The sequence below is a fragment of the Bordetella saccharivorans genome, assembly GCF_045862855.1.
Classification (GTDB): domain Bacteria; phylum Pseudomonadota; class Gammaproteobacteria; order Burkholderiales; family Burkholderiaceae_B; genus Bordetella_A; species Bordetella_A petrii_F.
Window position 1 is genome coordinate 1,945,058 of the sequence record NZ_BAAFZO010000001.1, and the last position, 17,599, is coordinate 1,962,656.

Annotated in this window: 18 protein-coding genes; 4 read left to right on the plus strand and 14 right to left on the minus strand. The window is 69.4% G+C overall.

From position 1 onward, the window contains the following. The first annotated feature begins 69 nt into the window (after positions 1-69). Complete coding sequence (locus tag ACKTT0_RS09350) at positions 70-813, plus strand: ABC transporter substrate-binding protein (RefSeq protein WP_407849628.1); 744 nt, start codon at positions 70-72, stop codon at positions 811-813. Then, on the plus strand, positions 798-1,751 hold the full coding sequence (locus ACKTT0_RS09355; RefSeq protein WP_407849629.1) for a 2-hydroxyacid dehydrogenase: 954 nt from the start codon (positions 798-800) through the stop codon (positions 1,749-1,751). Before ACKTT0_RS09350 ends, ACKTT0_RS09355 begins: the two co-directional genes overlap by 16 nt. Here the strand turns inward: ACKTT0_RS09355 and ACKTT0_RS09360 are convergent. Beyond that, positions 1,745-2,665 (minus strand): LysR family transcriptional regulator, encoded by a 921-nt coding sequence (locus tag ACKTT0_RS09360; RefSeq protein ID WP_407849630.1) that lies wholly within the window; start codon positions 2,663-2,665, stop codon positions 1,745-1,747. The genes ACKTT0_RS09355 and ACKTT0_RS09360 overlap by 7 nt on opposite strands. A 102-nt stretch (positions 2,666-2,767) precedes the next feature. Here ACKTT0_RS09360 and ACKTT0_RS09365 point away from each other — a divergent pair, with 102 nt between their 5' ends. Further along, positions 2,768-3,013, plus strand: coding sequence for a DUF2798 domain-containing protein (locus tag ACKTT0_RS09365; protein ID WP_407849631.1), 246 nt, complete (start codon positions 2,768-2,770; stop codon positions 3,011-3,013). Here ACKTT0_RS09365 and ACKTT0_RS09370 read toward each other — a convergent pair. From ACKTT0_RS09370 to ACKTT0_RS09410, 9 genes are all read right to left on the minus strand, one after another. Further along, entirely contained in the window at positions 3,010-4,302 is a 1,293-nt protein-coding gene (locus ACKTT0_RS09370) for a TRAP transporter large permease (RefSeq protein WP_407849632.1), read from the minus strand. The genes ACKTT0_RS09365 and ACKTT0_RS09370 overlap by 4 nt on opposite strands. After that, positions 4,299-4,784, minus strand: coding sequence for a TRAP transporter small permease (locus ACKTT0_RS09375; protein ID WP_407849633.1), 486 nt, complete (start codon positions 4,782-4,784; stop codon positions 4,299-4,301). Before ACKTT0_RS09375 ends, ACKTT0_RS09370 begins: the two co-directional genes overlap by 4 nt. Positions 4,785-4,846: 62 nt before the next feature. Then, entirely contained in the window at positions 4,847-5,872 is a 1,026-nt protein-coding gene (locus tag ACKTT0_RS09380) for a TRAP transporter substrate-binding protein (protein ID WP_407849634.1), read from the minus strand. Positions 5,873-5,926: 54 nt separating this feature from the next. After that, positions 5,927-6,877 (minus strand): SDR family oxidoreductase, encoded by a 951-nt coding sequence (locus ACKTT0_RS09385; RefSeq protein WP_407849635.1) that lies wholly within the window; start codon positions 6,875-6,877, stop codon positions 5,927-5,929. Continuing rightward, positions 6,874-7,668, minus strand: a complete 795-nt coding sequence (locus tag ACKTT0_RS09390) for a hydroxypyruvate isomerase family protein (RefSeq protein ID WP_407849636.1) — start codon at positions 7,666-7,668, stop codon at positions 6,874-6,876. The genes ACKTT0_RS09385 and ACKTT0_RS09390 overlap by 4 nt, the downstream gene beginning before the upstream one ends. Beyond that, entirely contained in the window at positions 7,665-8,564 is a 900-nt protein-coding gene (locus tag ACKTT0_RS09395) for an NAD(P)-dependent oxidoreductase (RefSeq protein WP_407849637.1), read from the minus strand. Before ACKTT0_RS09395 ends, ACKTT0_RS09390 begins: the two co-directional genes overlap by 4 nt. Continuing rightward, the gene (gene ilvD, locus ACKTT0_RS09400) at positions 8,561-10,273 is read right to left on the minus strand and encodes a dihydroxy-acid dehydratase (protein WP_407849638.1); all 1,713 of its coding nucleotides are present in this window, start codon (positions 10,271-10,273) and stop codon (positions 8,561-8,563) included. The genes ACKTT0_RS09395 and ilvD overlap by 4 nt, the downstream gene beginning before the upstream one ends. A 27-nt stretch (positions 10,274-10,300) precedes the next feature. After that, positions 10,301-10,987: a GntR family transcriptional regulator gene (locus tag ACKTT0_RS09405; protein WP_407849639.1), complete on the minus strand. Its 687-nt coding sequence runs from the start codon at positions 10,985-10,987 to the stop codon at positions 10,301-10,303. A 107-nt stretch (positions 10,988-11,094) separates the two neighbouring features. Beyond that, positions 11,095-13,275, minus strand: coding sequence for a malate synthase G (locus ACKTT0_RS09410; protein WP_407849640.1), 2,181 nt, complete (start codon positions 13,273-13,275; stop codon positions 11,095-11,097). A 227-nt stretch (positions 13,276-13,502) separates the two neighbouring features. Here ACKTT0_RS09410 and glcC point away from each other — a divergent pair, with 227 nt between their 5' ends. Beyond that, positions 13,503-14,267 (plus strand): transcriptional regulator GlcC, encoded by a 765-nt coding sequence (gene glcC / locus ACKTT0_RS09415; RefSeq protein WP_407849641.1) that lies wholly within the window; start codon positions 13,503-13,505, stop codon positions 14,265-14,267. A gap of 40 nt (positions 14,268-14,307) precedes the next feature. On the opposite strand, the gene ACKTT0_RS09420 is transcribed toward glcC, so the two are convergent. The 4 genes from ACKTT0_RS09420 to ubiA form a co-directional block, all read right to left on the minus strand. Beyond that, positions 14,308-15,414: a saccharopine dehydrogenase family protein gene (locus ACKTT0_RS09420; protein ID WP_407849642.1), complete on the minus strand. Its 1,107-nt coding sequence runs from the start codon at positions 15,412-15,414 to the stop codon at positions 14,308-14,310. 227 nt (positions 15,415-15,641) lie between these two features. Then, positions 15,642-16,028, minus strand: a complete 387-nt coding sequence (locus ACKTT0_RS09425) for a DUF4148 domain-containing protein (protein WP_407849643.1) — start codon at positions 16,026-16,028, stop codon at positions 15,642-15,644. Positions 16,029-16,239: 211 nt separating this feature from the next. Then, a complete protein-coding gene (locus tag ACKTT0_RS09430; RefSeq protein ID WP_407849644.1) occupies positions 16,240-16,644 on the minus strand; it encodes a DUF1090 domain-containing protein in 405 nt (134 codons plus the stop codon). A 29-nt stretch (positions 16,645-16,673) separates the two neighbouring features. After that, entirely contained in the window at positions 16,674-17,597 is a 924-nt protein-coding gene (ubiA, locus tag ACKTT0_RS09435; RefSeq protein ID WP_407852403.1) for a 4-hydroxybenzoate octaprenyltransferase, read from the minus strand. Positions 17,598-17,599 lie beyond the last annotated feature (2 nt).

The window sequence follows — 17,599 nt, forward strand, 5'->3', positions numbered from 1 at the left end:
TGGTGAAACGTAGGACAATGTCCGGCACCGGCGCAAGCCATGTCCTGGAGCACCACGATGATCAGAAGCATGCGATATGCCCTGGCCGCCGCTGCGGTCGCGCTGGCGGCGGCCACGCCCGCCGCCGCGCAGAAGGTCATGAAGGTCGGCACGGAAACGAACGGCGTGCCGTTCTCGTTCCTGGACCCCGCCACGCACCAGATGCAGGGGTTCATGATCGACCTGATCCACGCCGTCGGCAAGCACGCCGGCTTCACGCCCAAGGTCGATGCCATGGATTTCTCGGCGCTGATCTCATCGCTGACCTCCGGGAAGATCGATATCATCGCCTCGGCCATGTACATCACCGACAAGCGCCGCCAGGTCATCGACTTCACCAAGCCGGTCTACACCTATGGCGAAGGCATGATCGTGCCGGCGTCGGATACGGAAAACTACCAGTCGTACCAGCCGTTCAAGGGCCGCATCGTGGGCGCGCAGGTCGGCACCGTGTACGTGGACTCGCTCAAGGCGTCCGGCCTGTTCAAGGAGGTGAAGATCTACGACACCATTCCGGCCATCATCCGCGACGTGAACGCCGGGCGCATCGAGGCCGGCATCGCCGACTACCCGACGCTGTCGTATTACCTGGGGCTGGGCCAGTTCCCGCGGACGCGCCTGGTGCAGAGCTACAAGGCGTCGCTGCCCGGCTCGATCGGCCTGGGGCTGCGCCAGGGCGAAGACGAACTCAAACAGCAGCTGCAGGCCGCGCTGGACGAGCTCAAGCGCAGCGGCGAGCTGGACGCGTTGTTGAAAAAATGGAAGCTGTCGTGACGCACCTGGTGATCAAGTCGGGCGGTCCGCAGGGGATGGCCGAATGGCGCAGGCATTTCGGCGAGCTGGCGCCGGGATTGCGGGTCAGCGGCCGCGACGAGCCGCTGGCCGAGCCCGGCTCCGTCGGCTATGCCTTGGTCTGGGAGCCCGATCCCGGCTGGCTGGCCTCGCTGCCCAACCTGAAGCTCATCATCAGCGCCGGCGCAGGGGTCGACCACATCCTGGCCGACCCGCGGCTGCCGGCCGGCGTGCCCATCGCCCGGCTGGTCACCGACGAAACCGCCGGCGAGATGAGCGAGTTCGTGCTGGCGGCCGCGCTGGCCATCACCAAGGAATTCAGGCGCTTCGCCGTCAACCAGGCGCGGCGCCGCTGGGATACGCCGGAAGCGCCGCGCATGGCGCGCGACATGCGCGTCGGCGTCATGGGGCTTGGTTACCTGGGCGCCGCCACCGCCACATTGCTGGCGCGCAGCGGCTTTCCCACCGCGGGCTGGTCGCGCGCGCCGGCGCAACTGCCGGGCGTGGAAAGCTATGCCGGGCCGCAGCAGTTGGATATCTTCCTGGCGCGCACCGATATCCTGGTGTGCCTGCTGCCCGGCACCGAAGCCACGCGCGGCATCCTGGGGGCCGCGACGTTCGCGCGCCTGCCGCGCGGCGCGGCGGTGATCAGCGTGGGGCGCGGCTCGCACATGGTGGCGTCCGACCTGCTGGCCGCACTGGATTCCGGCCAGTTGTCGCAGGCGGTGCTGGATGTCTTCGAGACCGAACCGCTGCCGGCCGCTTCGCCGCTGTGGGATCACCCGGGCGTGACCGTGACGCCGCATTGCGCGGCCACGCCGACGCGCCGCGAGCGCGCGCGCTACGTGGCGGACCTGATCCGCCGCTGCGAAGCGGGCGAGGCGCTGCCGAACCTGTACGACCCGGCCAAGGGCTATTGAGGCTGCGGATCGGGCGCGGCCTCGGCGCCCTGCAGGACCGGGGTCGATGCGGCGAAGTCGGATAAATGTTCGAGCAAGGTCCGTACCTTGCGGGGCAATTGCTGTTGCGGCCAGACCGCGTACAGCACGCGTTGCGGCGTGCGCCAATCGGTCAGCAGGCGGCGCAGCCGCCCGCTGGCCACGGCGGCGCCGGTCAAGGTGCGCGGGCAGTACATGATGCCCAGGCCGGCCTCGGCCATGGCGACCATCAGTTCCAGCTCGTTGACCCGGCAGCGCCCGGCCGGCTGCAGCTCGATGCGTTCGCCGCCGTCGGATGCCATGAAGTACCAGGTCGCCAGCGGTTCGCTGACCAGCAGCGCGTGCTGTTCGAGTTCGCGTGGATGGCGCGGCTCGCCATGCGCCGCCAGGTAGGCCGGCGCGGCCACCACGTCCAGCCCGAAGCCGCCCAGCCGGCGCTGGCGCAGCTTGGGGTCGTGCTGGGGGCCGACGCGCACGGCCAGGTCGGCGCCGTGGCGCCACAAGTCTTCGTTGCGGTTGTCCAGGATCAGTTCCAGCCGGATATCGGGCCAGGCCGCCAGGAACGAGGTCCAGGCGGGGGCCAGCAGGCCGCGCGCCAGGCTGACCGGCGCCAGCACCCGCAGTGTGCCCTTGATCTGGTTGAGGTCGTCGTCCAGGCTGGCGGTGGCCTGCTGCAGCGCGGTCAGCAGCGGCCGGCACTGCTCGTAGTACTGGCGCCCTTCCGGGGTGGGCTTGAGGCTGCGGGCGCTGCGCAGCAGCAGCTGGCAGCCCAGCCGGGCTTCCAGTTTCTGCAGCCGGCGGGTCAGGGTGGCGGGCGGCAATTGCAGGCGGCGCGCCGCCGCCTGCAGGCTGCCGTCGTCCACAATGGCGATGAACAAAGCCAGATCGTCGAGCATATATTCCAAAAACGGAATTTAAGATTGAAATATTGGCTGTAGTTCCAAAAATCGCCAGCATCTAGGATAGCTCCGTCATTCTCTACTCTCAAGGAGCTTTCCATGTCGTACGCAACCCGACTGCGTTTTATCTTCGCGCTCTTGATGTCCGGCCTGATGTCGATGCTGATGACGGGCTGGGTGTCGTGGCTGAACCTGGGCATGGGCCCCCACTTTGCCGGGCACTGGGCGCGCGCCTTCGTCGCCGCCTGGCCGGCGGCCTTCGCCATCGTGCTGGCGCTCGGCCCGGCGGTGCAGCGCGCCAGCCAGCGGCTGGTGGCGGCGCGCTGCGGTGGCCCCCGGCCCTAGCTGACGAACTGCGGCAAATACAGCGAGATCGCCGGGAACAGGATCAGGATGGCCAGCCGGCCGATGTCGCTGACGACGAAGGGCATCACCCCGCGGAATATGGTCTGCGTGCTCACGCCGGGCAGCAGGCCGCGCAGCACGAACACGTTCATGCCGAACGGCGGGGTGATGAAGCTGATTTCGGTGACGACCACCACGATGATGCCGAACCAGATCAGGTCGAACCCCAGGCTTTGCACCAGGGGATAGAACACCGGCACGGTCAGCAGGATCATCGACATGCTCTCGAGCACGCAGCCCAGCACGATATAGATGGCGCAGATGGCGAAGATCACCGCCAGCGGGCTCAGCTGGTAGCGCTCCACCAGTTCCAGCAGGTCGGCCGGCAGCGAGGTGAAATTGATGAAGTTGGCCAGCATCAGCGCGCCGATCATCACCACGAAGATCATGCCGGTGGTCTTGGCCGATTCCACCACGACGTTCACGAATGTGCGCCAGCTCATGGCGCGGCGGCAGCAGGCGAACACGAACCCCAGGAACGCGCCGATGCCGGCCGCCTCGGCCGGCGTGAACATGCCGGCATAGATGCCGCCCATCAGCATGGCGATCAGGGCCAGCACGCCCCACACCTGGCCCAGCGCCTGGCGGACCTGCGGCCAGGTGCTGCGTTCGCCCTTGGGGCCGGCGGCCGGGTCGCGCCGCACCACCCAGGTCACCGCCAGCATGTAGCAGCCGATGGCCAGCAGGCCGGGCAGCACGCCGGCGGCGAACATCTTGCCGATGCTCTGCTCGGTCAGCAGGCAGTACACGACCATGATGATGGACGGCGGAATCAGGATGCCCAGCGTGCCGCCCGCCGCGATCGACCCGGCGGCCAGTTTCTCGCTGTAGCCGATGCGGCGCATTTCCGGATAGGCCACTTTGGCCATGGTGGCCGCCGTGGCCAGGCTGGAGCCGCAGATCGCGCCGAAGCCGCCGCAGGCGACGATGGTGGACATGGCCAGGCCGCCGCGCCGGTGGCCCAGCACCGCGTGCGCGGCCGCGTACAGTTCGCGCGACATGCGCGACTCGGTCACGAAATTGCCCATCAGGATGAACAGCGGCAACACCGACAGCAGGTACTGGAAGCCGCTTTCGTAGATCACCGAGCCGGCCATGGCGTAGGCCGCGTTCCAGTTGCGCACCAGCCCCAGGCCGATGAAGCCGACCAGCGCCATGGCGAAGGCGACGGGCACGCGCAGGAATACCAGCGTGAGCATGGCGCCCAGGGCGATCAGGGATTCGGTCATGGCGTATCGCTTCCTGTGGCGGCAAGGGGGCGCAGGATGTTGGCGGCATGGTAGACGGCGTCCAGCGCCAGCAGCGCCGCCATGAAGTAGACGAACGGCGCCAGCGGGATACCCAGCATGGCGGTCATGTCGCCGTAGCCGGCGGTGCTGGCGGCCTTGCCCCAGGTGACCCAGGCCAGGAAGCCGCTGACCACGGTGGCCAGCAGCGCGCCGAAGCGGTCCTGCAGGGCCACCGCGCGCGCCGAGAACAGATGGCTGAAGCCGTCCACCGTGATGTGGCCGCGCGCGCGGGTCATCAGGGGGATGCTGGAGAAGATCACCGCGATCATCATCAGCTCGACCAGCTCGACCGAGCCGATGATGGGGTGATTGAACAGGTAGCGGCCGGTCGCGTCGACCACGGTCAGCAGGCTCATGCCGCACAGGCTGGCCACCGCGATGGCCTTGAGCACGGCCACGATCGCGCAGTTCAGGGTTTTCATGGTGTCCTCGCCGGAGCGGGCGCGGGCCGCGGCGCCGGGCCGCGCGCCGCGCCCGGGTGCGGTCATTGGGCGTCGAGCTGCTTGAGTTCGGCGCGGAACGAGGCCAGCGCGGCCGGGCCGTCGATGCCCTTGGCCGCGGCGGCGTCCAGCCAGGTCTGCTCGAAGCCTTGCGTGCGCTCGCGCACCGCGGCCACCAGGGCTTCGTCCGCCTGCACGACCTGGATGCCGCCGCCGTCCATCACCTTGCGGGCCGCGGCATCGTGCTTGTCCCAGGCCTTGCCGGCCAGTTCGGCCAGGTGGCGGCCCGACAGCTTCAGCACCGTGTCCTGGTCCTGCTTGGACAGGCGCGCGAAGGCGTCCTCGTTCATGATGATGGCGTGGGTGTCGGAATACAGCCCGCCGGGGAACGTGGTGGCATGCTTGATGATGCTGTCCAGCTTGAACGAGACCAGCGACTCGGCGGGGAAGAACACGCCGTCGACCACGCCAGTGCTCAGCAGCTCGTACGATTCGGGGGCCGGCTTGGCGATCGGGCTGACGCCGACCGCCTTGGCCACGTCGGCGGCCATGCCGCCGCCCACCCGGATCTTCAGCCCCTCGAAGTCGCCGATCTTGGTGATCGGCTTGCTGGTGGTGAATGCGATGCCGGGGCCGTGCGTGTAGATGCCCAGCAGCTTCACGCCCTTGTGTTCGTCGGCCTTGAGCAGGTATTTCTCGTAGGTGTCCCAGGCCGCCACCGAGCGCGACAGCGCGGTATTGCCCGAGAACGGCATCACCGCGAACTTGGTGAGCTGGAAGCGGCCGGGATAGTACGAGTGCGAAATGAACGTGATGTCGACCAGGCCGTCGCGCACCGCGTCGAAGTGGCCCGCCGGGTTGGTGACCGGCTTGGGCAGCAGGCGCAGCGTGACGCGGCCATCGGTGGCCTGCTCGATCTCTTTCGCCCACGGCATGATGAAGTCCGCTATCAAGGCATGCGTGGGCGGCAGCCAGCTGGAAACGGTCAACTGCACTTTCTGGGCATACGCGGGCAAGGCGGCGGCGAACGCCGCGCCGGCGATCGCGAGTGTGGCCAGGGCTTTGATCATGGAGTCTCTCCTCGGGGTGGTCTTGGTGTTCTGGTTAGTGCCGACGGGGCGGGGTCACGGCGCCTGCGCCGCGTTGTCCAGCAGGGCTGCCAGCGTGCCGTCGTGGCGAAAGCCCGCGGTGTCGGCGGCGGGCGTGGACAGCGGCGGCTGGCTGCCGAACTGCGCCTCGATGGCCGGCTCGGGCGCATAGCGCACCCGGGCGCCGGCCTGGGCGTCGCCGCGCGCCTCGAAGGCCTGCACGATCTCGCGCACCGACACATGCAGCGCGGGCAGGGTCCAGACCGTGCGGTCGCCGGCCGGCTGCGCGGCCAGCCAGGCCGCATGCAGCAGATTGTCGATGCAGCGGCGGCGCGACATCAGCCATAGCGTGGCCTGCGGGCCGACCGGCAGCGTGCAGGGCTCGCCGGCCGCCAGCGCGCGGATCAGCGTGCTGGAGAAGGCCGACCAGGCGCCATTGGGCGCGGGCGGGCGCGGCACGATACCGGGCAGGCGCACCGCGCGGGCGCGCAGGAAGCCGCGCCGCGTGTAGTCCGCCAGCAGGATCTCCATGGCCAGCTTGTGCGCGCCATAGCTCAGGGCTGGCGCCGTCGGCGTGTGGTCGTCGACGCGGTCGGGCAGCGGCGCGCCGAATACCGCGATGCTGCTGGTGAACACCAGGCCGGGCGCCTTGCCCTGCCGGCGCAGGTGTTCCAGCAATTGCAGCGAACCGGCCAGGTTGACCTGCAGGCCCAGCTCGAACTGTTCTTCGGCGCGCCCGCTGGCCACGCAGGCCAGGTGGAACACCAGGTCCGGCGCGGGCTCGGTGATGGCGGCCAGCACTGCCGGGTCGGCAAAGCTGCCGGCGACGGCGCGCACGCGCGGGTCCGCGGGTGGGTCGTCCAGGGCCAGGTCGCACAGCGTGACGGTGGCCGGGGCGCCGTAGCCGGGCAGCTCCGGCAGCGCGCACACCCGCTGCGCCAGCGCGCGGCCGATGTAGCCATTGGCTCCGGTGACGAGGATGTTCATGGCGCGCCGTCCGCATCCAGGGCGGCCTGGTAGGCCTGGCGCCAGCCCAGGCCGGCCGACGTATCGCCCGCCGGGATGTATTCGCAGCCGATCCAGCCGGCGTAGCCGTGGCGGGCCAGGGTGCGCAGCGCGCGCGCCACGGCGGGGTCGGACGGGTCGGGCTCGTGGCGGCCGGCCGGGCTGGCGAACTGCACGTGGCGCACCAGGGGCAGTACGCCGGCCAGCGTCGCGTCCAGGTCCAGGCCCTCGCGCTGCGTGTGGTACAGGTCGAACTGCAGGCGCACGGCGTCGTGGCCGACGGTCGCGATGATGTCGGCGACTTGGTCGGGGCGGTTGTAGAAATAGCCCGGCACGTCGGCGCGGTTGAGCGCTTCCAGCGTCAGCGTGACGCCGGCCTGGCTGGCCAGCACGGCGGCCTTGCGCAGGTTGTCGATCAACGTGGCGCGGCAGGCGCACGGCACCGTGCCGGCCGGCGGCACGCCCGCCATGGTATGGATCATGCCGCACTGCGTGGCCTCGCAGACCTGCAGCGCGCGCTGCAGGGCCTGGCCGAAATCGGCCTCGCGGCCCGGCAGGCAGGCCAACCCCTTCTCGCCTGGCTGCCCGGGCGGGGTGTTGACCAGCACCAGTTGCAGGCCGTGATCGCGCAGCATGGCGGCCAGTTCGCGCGGCGCCAGGTCGTAGGGGAACAGGATCTCCACGCCGGTGAAGCCGTCGCGCGCGGCCGCGGCCATGCGCTGCGCCAGCGGCAGTCCGGGATACAGCAGCGAAAGATTGGCAGCCAGTTTCATGAGGGCTCCTGGAAGGCGGCCGGCCCCGGCCGTTCGGGCCAGGCCACCCGCACGATGTCGGACAGGTCGGCCGCGCCCAGCCCCTGCGCGGCGGCGGCCCGGTAGCTGGCCAGCACGCCGTTCAGGCCGGCCAGTTCGGTGCCGGTGGCGCGCGCCAGCGCGGCCACGTTCTCGACATCCTTGAGCATGGTGGCGACCGTGCCCAGCAACTGGTCGACCGGCGCCGTCATGCGCGGCACGAAGATCTGCAGTAGGGTGGAGTCGGCCCAGCCGCCGGCCAGCGCGCTGTTCAAGGCAGACGCGTCGATGCCGCTGCGCTGGGCCAGCGCCACGGCCTCGGCGATGGCGTTGACGGTGCTGGCGACGATGGTCTGGTTGCACAGCTTGGCGACCTGGCCGGCGCCCACCGGGCCCATGCGGGTGATGCGGCCGCCATAGGCACGCATATAGGGCGAGGCCGCGTCGATGGCCTCGGCCGGCCCGCCCGCCATGATGGACAGCGTGCCGGCCTGCGCGCCGGGCACGCCGCCGGACACCGGCGCGTCGATCCAGACGCGGCCGCCGGCCTGTTGCAATTGTGCGGCAAAGCGGCGCGCCGTGTCGGGCGCGATGCTGGAGTGGTCCACCAGCCAGGCGCCCGCGGCGCGATGTACGCCCTGCGCGCCGAATACGGTGTCTTGCACGGCGCGCTCGTCGGTCAGGCACAGGAACACGCCGTCGCAGCCCTGCGCGGCTTCGGCCGGCGTGGCGGCCGGCTCGGCGCCGTCGGCCGCCAGCGCGCGGGCTTTTTCGGGGCTGCGGTTCCAGACCCGCACGCGATGCCCGGCCGCCAGCAGGCGGCGCACCATGGGCGCGCCCATCAGGCCGGTACCGCAGAATGCCAGGGTCGCGCTCATTCGGCCTCCGGGGTCTCGTAGGGCCATTGCACGTTGCCGGAGTGGGTCACCGCGCCTTCGTGCGCGGGGCGCACCAGCAGCGCGTATTTTTCCAGCGCGCCGGCCAGGCGCGGCGGCGGCGGCGGCGTGTAGGCGGCGCGGCGGGCCGCCAGTTCGGCGTCGCTCAGTTCGACATTCAGGGCATTGGCCTGCGCGTCGATGTGGATGATGTCGCCGTCGCGGATCAGGCCGATGGGCCCGCCGGCCGCCGCCTCGGGACCGGCATAGCCGATGCACAGGCCGCGCGTGGCGCCGGAGAAGCGGCCGTCGGTCAGCAGCGCCACTTTCTCGCCCATGCCCTGGCCATACAGCGCCGCCGTGACGCTGAGCATTTCGCGCATGCCGGGTCCGCCCTTGGGGCCTTCGTTGCGGATGACCAGCACTTCGCCTGGCCGGTAGGTGCGCTGCGAGACAGCGCGCATGCAGTCTTCTTCGTTCTCGAACACCCGCGCCGGCCCGGAGAACTGCAGCGATTTCAGGCCGGCGATCTTGAGCAGCGCCCCCTGCGGGCTGAGGTTGCCCTTGAGCACCGTGACGCCGCCCGACGGATGGATGGCGCGCGAGCAGGGGCGCAGCACTTCGCCGTCGGGATCGGGGGCGTCGGCCAGCGCCTGTTCCAGCGTGCGGCCGTCCAGCGTGGGTACGCTGCCATCCAGGTAGCCGCCCGCCAGCAGGGCCTTGAGCACGGCGGGCACGCCGCCCACTTCGTGCAGGTCGCGGGCCAGGAAGCGCCCGCCGGGCTGCAGGTCGGCGATCAGCGGCGTGCGCTGGAATACCTCGGCCACGTCATCCAGGGTGTAGCGGATGCCCGCCTCGTGCGCGATGGCGGGAATGTGCAGCGCGGCGTTGGTCGATCCGCCGGTCGCGGCAACGGCGGCGCAGGCGTTGTCCAGGCTGGCCCGCGTGACCAGCTCGCGCGGCAGCGGGCCGCCTTGCGCCAGCGCGCGCATGACCTGCTCGCCGGCCCGCTGGGCGATGGCCAGGCGTTCGCTGTACACCGCCGGCATCATGGCCGAGCCCAGCGGCGACAGGCCCAGGGTCTCTGCCACCATGGCCATGGTGTTGGCGGTGAACTGGCCCGGGCACGAGCCCGCCGATGGCGTACAGGTGCGCTCCATGGTCTTGAGGTCGGCCGCCGTCATCGTGCCGTACTGGACACGGCCCACGGCCTCGATGGTGTCCAGGATGGTGGCCTGGCGGCCCAGGGCGTGCCCGGGCAGTGTGGCGCCGCCGTACAGGAACACCGCCGGCACGTTCAGCCGCACGATGGCCATCATCATGGCGGGCAGCGTCTTGTCGCAGCCGGCGAAGGCGACCAGCCCGTCGTAGGCGTGGCCGCGTACCACCAGCTCGACGCTGTCGGCGATCGTCTCGCGCGACAGCAGGCTCATGCGCATGCCGGCATGGTTCATCGAGGTGCCGTCGGATATCGAGATGGTCGAAAAGCTGACCGGCACGCCGCCGCCCGCGGCCACGCCCAGGCGGGCCCGGTCGGCTTGCGGCGCCAGCGCCATCGAGCACGGCGTGTTCTCTCCCTGGGTGCTGACGATGCCGACGATGGATTTCTCCAGGGCGGCGTCGTCGAAGCCGGTGGCGCGCAGGAAGGCCCGATGCGGCGTGCGGGTCAGGCCGTGGGTGACCATGCGGGAGCGGTGCTTGTGCAGGGACATGCGGATTCCTCGTGAGGCTTGCGGGCGCTACGCGCCGGTCAGGGCGGCGCGGTGCGCCGTCAGTTTGTCGAATGCCCAGCAGATGTCGCGCTCCATGGCGGCGCGGGCCTTGCCGGCGTCGCGCCGCGCGATGGCCTGCACGATGGCGGCATGGAATTCAGCCGACGGCCGTTCGTCGGAATGCATCAGCTCGCGGGTGGCGCGCAGGTACGGGCCCGATTGCAGCCAGAGGCTTTCGATGGTGGCCATCATCGAGTCCGAGCGCGCGGCGCGGTAGATCGTGAAGTGGAACAGCTGGTTGTTTTCGAGGCCGTCCGGCACCGAGCGCGGGTCGGCCAGCGACTGGCCGATCTGCGCGGCCAGGCCGCGCAGCGATTCCAGTTCTTCGTCGGTGATGTGCTCGACCGCCCAGGCGGTCACGGTGCCTTCGATCAGCACGCGGGCGCGCCGGATGTCTTCCAGGCGCGCGCGGGAAATGACCGGCACGCGCATCGACCGGCTTTTCATTGGCTCGAGTGCGCGCTGGGCGGCCAGCCGGCGCAGCGCTTCGCGCACCGGCATGGCGCTGGTGCCGAAGGCGTCGGCCAGTTCCTGGATGCCCAGGACTTCGCCGGCGGCGTAATCGCCCCGCATCAGGTGGTCGCGCAGCCGGCGGTAGACGGCTTCATTGACCGAGGTGTGGACCAGGGGCTCCAGGCTGCGAGGGGCGGGCATTTAGATCTTTGATCAAAAATCAAAGACGCTAATTTGCGCAAAAAACCCCGCGCCGCCTATCCAGGTTTGCCCTTAGGGCTGGACGGGCGGCGCGGGGCGGAGTGACGTCAGCGCGCCGCGGCCTGGGCCTTGAACACCTGCCGGTACTTGTGCAGCAGCGGCTCGGTGTAGCCGTTGGGCTGGGTCAGCCCCTCGAACACCAGGGCGCAGGCCGCCTGGAATGCAACGGAGGCGTCGAAGCGGCCGGCCATGGGCTGGTACAGCGGGTCGCCGGCGTTCTGGCGGTCGACCACCTGGGCCATGCGCTCGAAGGTGTCGCGCACCTGTTCGCGGGTGGCGATGCCATGGCGCAGCCAGTTGGCGATGTGCTGGCTGGAAATGCGCAGCGTGGCGCGGTCTTCCATGAGCCCGACGTTGTTGATGTCGGGCACTTTGGAGCAGCCCACGCCCTGGTCGATCCAGCGCACCACATAGCCCAGGATGCCCTGCGCGTTGTTTTCGAGCTCGTTGCGGATGTCTTGCGGCGACCAGTCCGCCGGGTTGCCGACCGGCACCGTCAGCAGGCCGTCCAGCAGCTCGTCGCGCACGCTGGCCAGGCGGGTGGCCTCGAGCTGCTGCTGCACCGCCGCCACGTCGACCTGGTGGTAGTGCAGCGCATGCAGCGTGGCCGCGGTGGGCGACGGCACCCAGGCGGTGTTGGCGCCCGCCTTGGGATGCGCGATCTTCTGTTCGAGCATGGCCGCCATCAGGTCGGGCATGGCCCACATGCCCTTGCCGATCTGGGCGCGGCCGCGCAGGCCGCAGTCCAGCCCGACCAGCACGTTGTTGCGTTCGTAGGCGGCGATCCAGGCGCTGGACTTCATGTCGCCCTTGCGCATCATCGGGCCCGCCTCCATGGCGGAGTGCATTTCGTCGCCGGTACGGTCCAGGAAGCCGGTGTTGATGAACACGACGCGGCCGGCGGCGGCCTGGATGCAGGCCTTGAGGTTGACGCTGGTGCGGCGTTCCTCGTCCATGATGCCCATCTTGACGGTATGGCGCGGCAGGCCCAGCAGGTCTTCGACCCGGTCGAACAGCTCGTTGGCGAACGCCACTTCGGCCGGCCCGTGCATCTTGGGCTTGACGATGTAAACCGAGCCGGTGCGCGAATTGCGCCTGCTGGCGCGGTCCGGCAGGGCCGCCAGCGTGGTGACCACGGCGTCGAGGATGCCTTCGGGGATCTCGTTGCCATCGGCGTCGAGCACGGCAGGGTTGGTCATCAGGTGGCCGACGTTGCGCACGAACATCAGCGAACGGCCGTGCAGCGTGAGCGTGCCGCCGGCGGGAGCCTGGTATTCGCGGTCGGGGTTGAGGCGCCGGGTGAAGGTCTTGCCGCCCTTGGCGACTTGCTCGGCCAGGTCGCCTTTCATGAGGCCGAGCCAGTTGCGGTAGACCAGCACCTTGTCGTCGGCGTCGACCGCGGCCACCGAATCTTCGCAGTCCATGATGGTGGTGAGGGCCGCCTCGACCACCACGTCCTTGATGCCGGCGGCGTCGGTGGCGCCGATGGCGTGGGCGCGGTCGACCTGGATCTCGATGTGCAGGCCGTTGTGCTTGAGCAGGATTGCCCGCGGCGCCTGCGCGTCGCCCTGGTAGCCGGCGAACTGGCCGGGCTGCCGCAGGCCGGTGGCGCCTTGCGCCAGCGCGACGCGCAATTGGCCGTTCTCGACGCTGTAGCCGGTGGCCTCGGTGTGCGAGCCCTGCGCCAGCGGCACGGCCTGGTCCAGGAAGGCGCGCGCCCGCGCGATGACGGCCTGGCCGCGCTGCGGGTTGTAGCCCTTGCCGTCGTCGCCCGGCGTGGGCGGGATCGCGTCGGTGCCGTACAGCGCGTCGTACAGGCTGCCCCAGCGCGCGTTGGCGGCATTGAGCGCGTAGCGTGCGTTCGACATGGGCACGACCAGCTGCGGGCCGGCCTGCTCGGCGATCTCGGCGTCGACGTCGCGCGTTTGCGCCCGGACTGACTCGGGCTGGGGCAGCAGGTAGCCGATTTGTTCCAGGAAGGCGCGGTAGGCGGCCAGGTCTTGCACCGGGCCGGGATGGGCGCCGTGCCAGGCGTCGAGTTCGCGCTGCAGGCGGTCGCGTTCCGCCAGCAGGGCGCGGTTGCGCGGCGCGAGGTCGCGCACCAGCGCGGCGAAACCGGCCCAGAAGCGGTCGCCGTCGATGCCGCTGGCGGGCAGCGCTTCGGCTTCGATGAAGCGGTGAAGAACGGCCGCCACTTGCAGGCCGTGTTGCTGGATACGTTCAGTCATGCGGATCTCGAAAGAAAATCGGGGCCAACCGGCGGCGCCGGCATGGGAACCCACATCATCGACGCTGGGGCGGCCGCTGTCCATATCCGGAACACCTGGTCATACCAGTTTATTTTCGGCGGATTTGCGGAAATAGGTCTTTTTGTGGTGTGATTTCATAAACTTAGAAAACAGCCACCAGCGTCCCGATTGACAAGATCGCTAGTGGTAATACCAGTGGGACGGACATGGATACTGCCACGGCGGCCGCCGGCCGCCAGGTCGCCGACGAGGTGGCCGAACGCATCGAGCGCCTGATCATGGACGGCGTGCTCAAGGCCGGGCAGGCCCTGCCGTCCGAACGCCGCCTGACCGAAAAGCTCGGTGTTTCGCGCACCGCGCTGCGCGAGGGGCTGAAGCTGTTGCGCGCGCGCGCCATCATCCATACCGAGCACGGCAAGGGCTCGTATGTGGCGCCCATTTCGCAGGTGGATGCCGGCCCGCTGGTGCACCTGTTCCACTCGCAGCCGCGCACCCTGTACGACCTGCTGGAGGTGCGCGCCCTGCTAGAAGGCGAATCGGCGCGGCTGGCCGCCATCCGCGGCACCGAGGCCGATTTCATCCTGATTCGCCGCCGTTACGAGGAAATGACCGCCGCGCACGGCCGGGACACCGACGTGGCCACCCACGCGCACCTGGACCACGCCTTCCACCTGGCGGTGTGCGAGGCCTCGCACAACCCGGTGCTGACCCACACGCTGCAGTCGCTGACGGACCTGATGCTGGGCTCGGTGTTCGCCTGCGTGAACAACCTCTATCACCGCGAGCCGCACAAGCGCCAGATCGACCGGCAGCACGAGCGGGTATACCGCGCCGTGACCGGCCGCCTGCCGGACCAGGCCCACAAGGCCGCCACCGACCATGTCAATAGCGTGCGCCAGAGCCTAGGCGAAATCGAACAGGAAGAACAGCGCCTGGTGCGCGCCACCCTGCGGCTGGAAGGCTGGGCCTAGGGCCAGTGCGGCGCTGCTCCAGCGTGAACAGGCCCCAGGGTCAGGCGGCCAGCAGGGCGTCGAGCCGTCGGCCCGCGTAGACGCGGCCATGGCGGTTGGCCAGCAGCGCATCGAGCGCGATACTTTCCTGCCCGACGAAGCCGCGCTGCGGCAGGACGCCCTCGACGACCAGGTCCAGCGCCGTGCAGATGCCGGCGGCGGTCGACAGCTGGATCGCGCTGAGGGCGTGGCCATCGACCGTGTCGCCATGGATGTGCGCCGAGTACGCTTCCTGCAGCAGTTGCCCGCCGCGGTACCCCGACGCCGTGGCCAGAATGACGATGACATCCTGGCCGGTGGCCGGGATGGCGCTTTCCAGGATGTCCTGCAGCAGGTCGCGGCGCTCGCGCAGGCGCAGGTCATTGAGCAGCAGCTTCATGATGGCGCAGTGGCCCGGGTAGCGCACGGATTTGTAGTCGACGTTGCGGGCCTTGCCCCGCAAGGTCTGCGGCAGCGTGCCCAGCCCGCCCGAGGTATTGAAGGCCTCGTATTCGACGCCGTCGAGCGTGAAGGTCTCGTAGCCCTCCATGGGCGGCACCTTGACCAGTTCGCCATCGACGAGGGCCTCGCACGGATTGCAGTACTCGTTGATCAGCCCCTCGGTGCTCCAGGTCAGGTTGTAGCGCAGTGCGTTGGTGGGATAACGCGGCAGGGCGCCGACCCGCATCCGCAAGTCCAGCAGCGTATCGAAGCGGCGCGCCAGGTCGTTGCCGACAATGCCGATGAAGCCCGGCGCCAGCCCGCACTGCGGCATCAGCACGGCGCGTGCTTCGCGGCCCAGCGCGTGGATGGCGTGCGTGCTGGCCACGTCCTCGGTCAAGTCGAAATAATGCACGCCCAGTCGCGCGCACAGGCCGGCCACCGTCACGGCGCGATGGAACGGCAGCGCATTCAGCACGGCGTGGCGGCCGGCAATGGCGGCTTCCAGCGCGGCATCGCCGTCGATGTGCGCGGTCCGGCATCCCAGCGCCGCCGCGGCGTCGAGCCGGGCCGGATCCTGGTCGGCCACGCAGACAGCGTAGTCGCCGGTGCGCTGCAGCAACAGCGCGATGGCGAAGCCGATCTTGCCGGCACCCAGGACGGTGACTGCTTGTTGCGTACGGGACATGGCAGGCTCCAGAAAGGGCTTGGGTACCTCTATGCTAGGGCCTGGTTGTGTCGATATGTACGGTACAGAGTGTCGATATAGCAGGAATTTGCCGTTGAAATGACGGATACGTGGAGCAATATGTCGCCAGCCGGCTGGCGAGCCTGCCGCGCCAAAACACACAGGCCTTCCCGGGGGGAAGGCCTGTATCGTGCGCCGGGCGGGCGTGGCCGCCCGCGCCTGGAAGATCAGCCGTGCGGCGGGTAGTCCAGGTTGCCGAACGAGTACTGGCCGTCGGCCTTGGCTTGCGCCAGTTCGGCCTGCACCTGGGCGCGGGTCAATTGGCTGGCGTGGTCGACGGCCTGGGGCGGGTACTCTTGCTCGCCGTAGGTGACCAGCCCGGCGGTGCGGGCCTGCGCCAGTTCTTCCTCGACTTGCGCGCGGCTCTTGCTGTCGGCCTGCACGGGGGCGGGCGGGTAGTCCAGCTCGCCGAAGGTGTACTGGCCATTGGCCTTGGCTTCGGCCAGCTCGGCCTGCACCTGGGCGCGGGTCAGCGGTTGCGAATCGGTATCGGCGGCCTGGGCGCCGGCGGCTACACCCAGGGAAAGCAGGATCGCGGTGGCTAGGGTCTTCATGGCAAACCTCCAGTTGTTGTCTTGGGATGTCGAACCGGCGGCCTATCCGCGAAGTTCGTGTTTGTTTCCCGTTGACGACATTCTGGGCCGGCGCAGTCTAGGGATAAACCCTAATTTTTCGAAAATATTTTTCCATTCTGCCGGCTAATCGGCAGGAATGTGTCCAATTGATTCCTGAATCGCATGGCGGGCGCGCCGCCATGGGCAGGCCTTACTTGAGCAGTTCGTCCTGGGCCTGGCGCAGCTCTTCCTGGGCGTCGTGCAGCTTGCGCAGCGCCTTGTCGATATCTTCCTGGTCGCCCTCGCGCCGTTCCTCGGCCAAGTCTGCCTCGCGCTCGCGGACTTTCTCGCGCTGCTCGGCCACGGCTTGCTGCCGTTCGGCGCGCAGCGATTCGTCGCTGCACGAGCCGCGCGCCTCGGACAGGGCGTGCCGCAGGCCGGCCTCGCGCCGGCTGTCGCCCTGCGCCTGGGCGGCCGCTATGTCGTTCTCGATGTGGCAGAACTTGGCGGCGCAACCGCGCAGCGCCGTGCAATCCTGGGCGGCCCGGGCGCCGGACGCGCCGGCCAGGAGCGTGGCGGCCGCGACCAGCGGCAGGCAAAATCGAGACAGGGACATGGGCGCTCCTGGGACAGCGGTGAGGGGATTCAAACCAGCGTACCGGCCAGCGCCGCGGCGACCAACAGCACGCCCGTCCAGAGGTTGGCGCGGAACAGCATGAAGTTGCGGTCGGGGCGCTGCAGGTCGAAAGTGTAGAGTTGCCAGGCCAGGTGCGCCGCCACCGCGACCATGCCGGCCTGGTAGGCCCAGCCCAGCCCCATGGCGTAGCCGCCCCAGGCCCACAGCGCGATGGTCGCGGCGTAGAACCCGCCGATCCACAGCTTGCCGTGCGCGCCGAAGCGCATGGCGGTCGAGCGCAGGCCCAGGCGCGAGTCGTCGCGCACGTCGACATAGGCGTAGATGCTGTCGTAGCCGACCTGCCACAGCACCGCGCCGAGCCACATGGCAATGCCCGCCAGGGGCAGGACATTCTGCGTGTCCGACCAGGCCATCAGCATGCCCCAGTTGAAGCAGATGCCCAGCACCACCTGCGGCCAGTAGGTGACCCGCTTGCACAGCGGATAGATGAAGACGAACGGCAGCACCGCCACGGCCAGCCAGCGGCTCATTTCGTTGATGAAGAAGAGCAGCGAGCCGCACACCAGCAACTGGCCCAGCAGGAACCACACCGCGTTGCGCATGCTGAGCTGGCCGCTGGTCAGCGGCCGGAAGCGGGTGCGTTCGACGTGCTTGTCGATGTCGCGGTCGCACATGTCGTTGACCGTGCAGCCGATGCCGCGCATCAGCAGCGCGCCCAGCGAGAAGACGATCAGGCGGCGCAGCTCGGGCAGGCCGCCGGCCGCCTGGATCAGCGCGGCAATGCAGGGCAGCAGGGTCAGCCAGGTGCCGATCGGCCGGTCCAGCCGGCACAGGCGCGCATAGGGCCGCCAGGAACGGGGCAGCCAGCGCTCGACCCAGTCGGTGAAGACGATGTCGTTGAGGTCGGGAGAGGTCTGTTGCGGCGCGCTCACGA